The following is a 7,254-nucleotide window of genomic DNA, read 5'->3' as shown; positions in this document are numbered from 1 at the left end:
CGTCCTGGGTCGCGGCGATCACCAGCAGCGGCGACCGGACGCGGGCGGCGTAGGTCGACGGCGACGAACGCGCGTAGACCTCGGGTATCTCCGACGGGGTGCCGCCGAACAGCTCGGTGTCCAGGGCGCGCAGCGCCGGGGTGCCGGCCGCGAAGGCTTCCGCGCAGTCGGCCAGCGGTTTGACCGCGACGGCCGCCTGCCACAGGTCGGGACGGGTGCCCAGCGCCAGCAGCACCAGGTAGCCGCCCCAGGAGGTGCCCCACAGCCCGATCGCGTCCGCGCGGGCGACGCCGCGGCGCACCAGGTCGGCGCGGACCAGCGCGAGATCGGCCACCTGGGTCAGCCCGACGCCCTGCCCGTACGCGGCCCGCCAGCGCGGTCCGTAGCCGGTGGAGCCGCGGTAGTTGACGCGGGCGACGGCGAAGCCGGACTCCACCAGGGAGTGCACGGCCGGGTCGTAGGCGTCCCGGTCGTGCGCGGCGGGGCCGCCGTGCACCAGGAAGACCAGCGGGTGCGGGCCCTTCGCGCCGCTGGGCACGGTGAGCAGGGTGTGCACGGGACCGTCGGGGCCCGGGGTCCACACGTCGTCGGCAAGGCCGGCGATCGGCGGCGGCACCGCCTCGAGACCCGGCAGCGCCGCCCCGAGCAGGGAGCGGGTGCGCGGCGGGGTGAGGGTGTCGGTCCACAGGTAGTGCACGTCGCCGCCCGGCTGCGGGGCCGCGTCGAGCACGGTGCCCACGGGGACGGCGACGGGTGTCAGTTCCCGTCGGTCCAGGTCCGCCACCACCAGCCGGCTGCGGCCGTGCCGGTCCTGGCGGACCAGGACGGTGCGGCCCTGCGGGCACCAGCGGGCGGTGATCTCGGTGTCGAAAGCACACCAGTGGTGCGGTTCGAGTCCGGTGTCGGCGCGCCAGGTGGCGATCACGTAGCGGCCCTCGCGTTCCGCGACGAGCAGCAGTTCCGGGGTGGTGCCCCCGGGGGCGAAGCCGAGCGCCCACAGCCGGCCGTCGGTGCCCGACAGGCTCTCCTTGACGGCGCCGTCCGGTGTCAGGAGGGTGACCGCCTCCTCGGTGGCCGCGCCGCGTGCGACGGCCAGCAGGTCGCCGGCCGGGGCGAGATCGACCAGCAGGCCGTGCCCGGGGGTGCGCAGCACCTCCTGGCCGGCGCCGCCGCGCGGGCCCAGGTGGACGCGTAGTCCCTGCTCGTCACCGAGCCCGAGCGCCACGGTCCCGCTGTCGGTGACGGCCAGTCCGCAGGGGCGGCCCGATCCCGTACCGGTCAGGCCCGGGGTGTCGGGACCGCCGGTGAACGGCTGGGTCCGCCAGCTGCCGCGACCGTCACGATCCTCGTCGAACCACCAGATGACAGCGTCGCCGTCGATGGCGTACAGCAGCGTGCCGTGGGGGCGGTCGGTGACCTGGCGGGCGGCGCCGGTGGCGGCGTCCCACGCGAAGACCTCGCAGCGGCCCTCGACGTCACCGGTCAGCACCATCAGACCGGGCGAACGCCGGCAGGAGGCGGGCAGCACGGGCCGGTAGACCTGGTAGCCCAGTCCGGAGTCCCGGCTGACGGGGGTGGCGGGGACGGCGGGCAGTTCGCTCATGAGGGCTCACCTGCTTCCAGCGGCTGGGGGCGGGACCGGGTGTCGGGTACCGGGGCGAAGGCATGGTCGGAGCCGGGGTCGGGATCGGCGAAGGGGCCGCGGTCGGCGGAGTGGTCGGGATCGCGGTCCGAGGGCAGGAACCGGCCGGCCGCGGTCGCGGTGGCGTAGGCGGCGAGAAGCGCCAGTCCGAGCGCGCAGAGCAGCGCCGTAGGCGTGGGACCGAAGTGGTCGGTGAGCAGCCCGGCGGCCGCCGGCGCCAGCACCGAGGCGACTCCGCAGGCGGTGTCCAACGCGGTACCGACCCGGGACTGGAGCTGATCGGGGGTCACCAGCACGGCCCGCGAGTGCAGCACGACCGCGACCGCGGGCACGGTCAGTGACACCGAGCCCAGCAGCAGGCCGTAGACCCAGGCATGGGTGGTGAAGGCGAGGCCGGCGGCGACCGGCACCATCGTCCAGGAGGCGGCGATCACGATCCGCGCGGCGGGGATCCGCCGTGCGAGCCGGGGCGCGGCGGCGGCGCCGACCAGCCCGGCTGCCCCCGACAGGGCGAGGACGAGACCGGTGGAGGCGGTTCCCGAGCCGTGGCCGTGGATGCTGAACACCGCGCCGTAATACAGCGCTGTCAAGAGGCCGTTGACGCCCGCTGTCCACAGCAGCAGGAATCGAAGGAATGACTCGTTGCGAATGAAACGCAATCCCGCCCGGAATTCCTCCGTAAAGCGCGGAGGGGAATCCTCCGATTTCCGGTGCGGATTGAGATCGGCCCGGATGGCCCGTACGCATATCGCGGAGAACACATAGGAGAGGGCGTCGACGAGAAACGGCAGCCAGCGGGCCAGCGGGAACAGCACGCCGCCCAGCGCGGGCCCGGCCACCAGCGCGCCCTGCTCCCCCGCCTCCAGCCGTGCGATGGCCCGCGGATAGTGGACCGGCGCCACCACGGTGACCAGCGTCCCGCGGGCGGCCGCCTCGTAGCACGCGGTGGCGACCCGTTCGACGAGCGCGGCCGAGCACAGGAAGAGCAGCGAGGGCCGGCCGAACGCGGCAGCGGCCGCGATCGCACCCATGGCACCCGCTGCCACCAGCGCGGATCCCACCATCATCCCGCGCCGCCAGCGCCGGTCGGCGAGCACGGACGCGGGCGGCCCGGCCAGCAGCCCGCCGACCGCGGAGACCGAGGCCAGTACGCCGACGGTGCCGGGGGACGAGCCGAGACCGAGCAGCAGCAGCGGGAGCACCAGGCCCGAGGCCTGGGTGCCGAGCGCGTCGGAGGTGCCCGCCGACCAGTACAGCCAGAAGTCCCGGGACCCTCTGCCGTGCGACGTACGACGTGCAGCGGTCATGGCGAGGCCGTCCTACGTCACGGGCGGAATTACCGCGAAGATGAAGAAAAAAGCAGGTTTCCCCTCGAATCCCCGGAAGCGTAGCGAGGCGGATTCCGGCTTCGCAATATGAACATACGATCCATTACCTCGAGTTGACGTGCGGTTGAGGAAAATTTGGCCACCGCACGACCAGGATTCGAGCACGCCTCGAGTCCCGTCGTGCATTTTCTGCGGGATTCTCTTCTCCGGTGGAACGACCTCGTCCGGGCGCCCCTCCATGACCTCGGCCTTTGGCCGGCGCGGGGAGGACGGGCCTGCCGCGTCACCCGTTCGGCACGCGAAGGGCCCCTCGCGGTGCCGCCGGGCCGACCTGCCTGTCGAATGGGTCGAACGTGGGTCGGATGTGGGCCTGCCCGTCACGCCGGCACAGCGCCGTGCCGGCACGCGACGGGGAGCGCGCCCACTCGTCGGGAAGGGCTGGACCGGTGGCCGATACGACAGGTGTTACCCGAACGGTGGGCCGGTTGGGCTCGCACCGGCTGCTGGGCGAACTGCTCGCGGAGTTCGCCGGCACCATGGTGCTCATCGTGTTCGGCGTGGGTGTGGTCGCTCAGGTCGTCGCCGCCGGCCTGGGCGACCACGACAGCATCGCGTGGGCCTGGGGCTTCGGCGTCACCTTCGGTGTGTACATCGCCGCGCGGCTGTCGGGCGCGCATCTCAATCCGGCCGTGACCGTCTCGCTGGCGATGTTCCGCGGCTTCTCCTGGCGCAAGGTGGCCCCGTACGTGCTGGCGCAGACGCTGGGCGCGTTCGTCGCCGCGCTGCTGGTGCGCTGGAACTACACGGAGGTCCTCGCCAAGGCGGATCCGGGCCACACCCTCAAGACGCAGGGGGTGTTCTCCACCCTGCCGGGCAACGGAACCTTCCCGGTCAGCGAGTGGGGCGCGCTCCGCGACCAGATCATCGGTACGGCCATCCTGCTGCTCGTCATCATGGCGCTGACCGACGTACTCAACACCGCTCCCGGGGCGAACATGGGTCCGCTGCTGACCGGTCTGCTGGTGGTGGCGATCGGCATGGCCATCGGCACCGACGCCGGGTACGCGATCAACCCCGCCCGTGACTTCGGTCCGCGGCTGGCGAGTTTCCTCACCGGGTACCACAGCGCGTGGCGCGACCAGTACGGCGAACTGTACTTCTGGGTGCCCATCGTCGGCCCGCTCGTCGGCGGACCGGTCGGCGCCGCCTTCTACCGCTACGTCATCAGCCCCTTCCTGCCGGTAGCGGACGCGCCGCCGGGCCGCAGCCTGGCGGAGGAGAGGTGACGGGCTCCCCCGTCCCCGCACCGAGCCGTACACAGCGCAGCCGTACTCACCGCAGCCGTCCGGGCCGGCCGGCCGTCAGCAGCGAACACGCGTGGAGGAACCGACATGGCGGACTACGTCGCCGCAATCGACCAGGGCACGACGAGCACCCGCTTCATGATCTTCGATCACGGCGGTAACGAAGTGGGCCGCCACCAGTTGGAGCACGAGCAGATCATGCCCAAGGCCGGCTGGGTGGAGCACAGCCCGGTGGAGATCTGGGAGCGCACGCGATCGGTCATCGCCACCGCGATGAACAAGTACCACCTGTCGGCGAGCGACCTGGCCGCCCTCGGCATCACCAACCAGCGCGAGACGACCCTGGTGTGGAACCGGAAGACCGGCCGCCCGTACTACAACGCCATCGTCTGGCAGGACACCCGCACCGACCGGATCGCCAGCGCCCTGGAGCGCGAGGGCAAGGGCGCGGTGATCCGCGCCAAGGCCGGACTGCCGCCGGCCACCTACTTCGCGGCGGGCAAGGTCCAGTGGATCCTGGAGAACGTCGACGGTGTCCGCGCCGACGCCGAGCGCGGCGACGCCCTCTTCGGGACGATGGACACCTGGGTGCTGTGGAACCTCACCGGCGGCCCGCGCGGCGGGGTGCACATGACGGACGTCACCAACGCCTCGCGCACCATGCTGATGGACCTGGAGACGCTGGCCTGGGACGACGAGCTGTTGTCGTTCTTCTCCATCCCCCGGGCCATGCTCCCGGAGATCAAACCGTCCAGCGAACCGGCCGGATACGGCGCGTCGCCCGACGCCAGCCCGCTGGCCGGCGTACCGATCAGCGGCATCCTCGGCGACCAGCAGGCGGCCACCGTGGGCCAGGTCTGCTTCGCGGAGGGCGAGGCGAAGAACACCTACGGCACCGGCAACTTCCTGCTCCTCAACACCGGCAACCGGCCGGTGCACTCCGAGCACGGGCTGCTGACCACCGTCGCCTACCAGTTCGCCGGCCAGGACCCGGTCTACGCGCTGGAGGGTTCGATCGCGGTGACCGGATCCGCGGTGCAGTGGCTCCGCGACCAGCTGCACCTCATCAAGGACGCGGCGGCGAGCGAGACCCTGGCCCGCCGCGTCGAGGACTCCGCGGGCGTCTACTTCGTGCCCGCGTTCTCCGGCCTGTTCGCGCCCTACTGGCGCTCGGACGCGCGCGGCGCCATCGTCGGCCTGGCCCGCTTCCACACCGACGCGCACGTCGCGCGCGCCACCCTGGAGGCGATCTGCTATCAGAGCCGCGACGTCGTCGAGGCCATGGCCAAGGACTCCGGCGTCGACCTGGCCGTGCTGAAGGTCGACGGCGGCGTCACCGCCAACAGCCTGTGCATGCAGACCCAGGCGGACGTGCTGGGCGTGCCCGTGATCCGTCCGCAGGTCGCCGAGACCACCGCCCTGGGAGCGGCCTACGCGGCCGGACTGGCCGTGGGCTTCTGGAGCGACACCGACGAACTGCGGGCCAACTGGAACCAGGCCCACCGCTGGGACCCCGAGTGGGACGAGGACCGCCGGGAATCCGGGTACGCGGACTGGAAGCGCGCGGTGGAACGCACTCTGGACTGGGTCAAGGTCGACTGACCACCGTTCACCCGAGCCAGGGGTCGACCCGGATCACGGGTCGACCCGGGTGACATCCGGGCGTACATTGCCCCGCAGGCGGCGCTTGAAGGCGTCGATGCGCGGGAAGCGCTCGCGCTGCTCGCGGGAGTGGCGGTCGAGTTCCTCCACCAGCCTGACCGAGCGCTTCTCGACGTCCAGCTCGTCCAGGATGCGGTCGATCTCCGCCAGCAGTGCCCCGTGCAGCTGCCATTGGCGCGGGTGCTCACGCACCTTGTCCAGCAGCAGGTGCGCCACTGTCTCGCGGTGCACGCTGCTCTCCTCCAGCGCCCGGGACAGCTCGTTCTCCGCGTCCTCGGCGTTCGCGCTGACCTGTGTGGTGATCAGCACGGCGAAGCTCTCGATGGCGATGGAGACGTGGCGCAGCAGCTCGTTGAGCGCGACCGCCACGTCGGCGGGGAACAGCGCCTCGTCCCTCCGCTCCTTCGCGAGGTCCGTGAGGGTCCGCGCCAGGACCCGCAGCACGACGGCGCAGATCTCCAGGGTGTCCAGGCCCGTCCGCAGGACGACCCGGGACAGCAGTCCCTCGCTGACCCGCGGATTCCATCGCAGGCTCTCCTCCGCCTGCCGCAGTGAGGCGTCCACCTCGACGATGTCGTGGTCGAGGCGGCGGGCTTCGTGCAGCCGGGCGGCGGCGCGCTCCACGGGGGTGTTCCCGGCGAGCTCGGCGCCGATGTCGCGGAACAGCCGGCCCATGCGGCGGGACAGTTCCTCGATGGATTCTCCCGCGGACTGCACCCACACGGGCGGCGCGAACAGGAGGTTGAACAGCAGCCCCACCCCGGCGCCGATCAGGGTCTCGAGGATCCGGTCCCACGCGGTGTCCGCCACCCGGCTCACGCCCAGGACGAGCATCGCGCTGATCGCGACTTCGGGGACGAACTCATTGACGCGCACGAAGCGTCCGATGACCAGTGACGTGAGGATCGTCAGGCCCAGGGTCCACCAGTTCAGGCCGACCAGGGAGCTGAAGGCACTGGCGATGAGGACACCGGCCACCACCGCGTTGACGCGGCGGATCCCCGTCGTCAGCGTGGCGTACAAGGTGACCTGGACGACGAGGAGCGCGGTCAGGGGGGCGGTCAGGGGGGCCGGCTCCGGGCTGAGCCACACGGCGGCCTGGTAGGCGATGACCGCCGCCGCGGTGGAGCGCAGGGTCTGGGCGACGACCGGTTCGTTGGACCTCTGGACGAGTTTGATGACGGGATCAGGTACGACGGGCATCTCCCACCCCTTCCCGATCATGGAGCGCTCAGGCATCGGACCTGAACCGGGGATCGGCACGGGAGTGCGGGCGGGCCGGCGCGGGGGTGCGGGTACCGGATACCCGCACCCCCGC

5 protein-coding genes are annotated in these 7,254 nt (G+C 71.9%); 2 read left to right on the top strand and 3 right to left on the bottom strand.

All coding sequences use genetic code 11. From position 1 onward, the window contains the following. Together O3X23_RS36325 and O3X23_RS36320 are read right to left on the bottom strand one after the other, a co-directional pair. Positions 1-1,603, bottom strand: a 1,603-nt coding sequence (locus tag O3X23_RS36325) for a S9 family peptidase (RefSeq protein WP_269277025.1), incomplete at its 3' end; no start/stop codon positions are given. Next, positions 1,600-2,949 carry an MFS transporter gene (locus O3X23_RS36320; protein ID WP_269277023.1) on the bottom strand — a complete coding sequence of 450 codons (1,350 nt, stop codon included), beginning with the start codon at positions 2,947-2,949 and terminating at the stop codon, positions 1,600-1,602. The genes O3X23_RS36320 and O3X23_RS36325, both read right to left, overlap by 4 nt. A 467-nt stretch (positions 2,950-3,416) precedes the next feature. Between O3X23_RS36320 and O3X23_RS36315 the strand changes: the two genes are divergently transcribed. Beyond that, the gene (locus tag O3X23_RS36315; RefSeq protein ID WP_269277021.1) at positions 3,417-4,256 is read left to right on the top strand and encodes an MIP/aquaporin family protein; all 840 of its coding nucleotides are present in this window, start codon (positions 3,417-3,419) and stop codon (positions 4,254-4,256) included. A 105-nt stretch (positions 4,257-4,361) separates the two neighbouring features. Continuing rightward, on the top strand, positions 4,362-5,876 hold the full coding sequence (gene glpK / locus O3X23_RS36310) for a glycerol kinase GlpK (protein ID WP_269277019.1): 1,515 nt from the start codon (positions 4,362-4,364) through the stop codon (positions 5,874-5,876). 33 nt (positions 5,877-5,909) lie between these two features. Here the strand turns inward: glpK and O3X23_RS36305 are convergent, their stop codons facing one another. Beyond that, entirely contained in the window at positions 5,910-7,139 is a 1,230-nt protein-coding gene (locus tag O3X23_RS36305; RefSeq protein ID WP_269277018.1) for an FUSC family protein, read from the bottom strand. Positions 7,140-7,254: the final 115 nt, after the last annotated feature.

The organism is Streptomyces sp. H39-S7 (assembly GCF_027158205.1).
Classification (GTDB): Bacteria; Actinomycetota; Actinomycetes; order Streptomycetales; family Streptomycetaceae; genus Actinacidiphila.
Note: the sequence above shows the minus strand (reverse complement) of the source record. Positions and strands in the feature narration are given on the sequence as shown.

Coding starts and splice junctions, on each gene's coding strand:
- O3X23_RS36320 (WP_269277023.1), bottom strand. CDS start 2,949: ATGACCGCTGCACGTCGTACGTCGCACGGCAGAGGGTCCCGGGACTTC.
- O3X23_RS36305 (WP_269277018.1), bottom strand. CDS start 7,139: ATGCCCGTCGTACCTGATCCCGTCATCAAACTCGTCCAGAGGTCCAAC.
- glpK (WP_269277019.1), top strand. CDS start 4,362: ATGGCGGACTACGTCGCCGCAATCGACCAGGGCACGACGAGCACCCGC.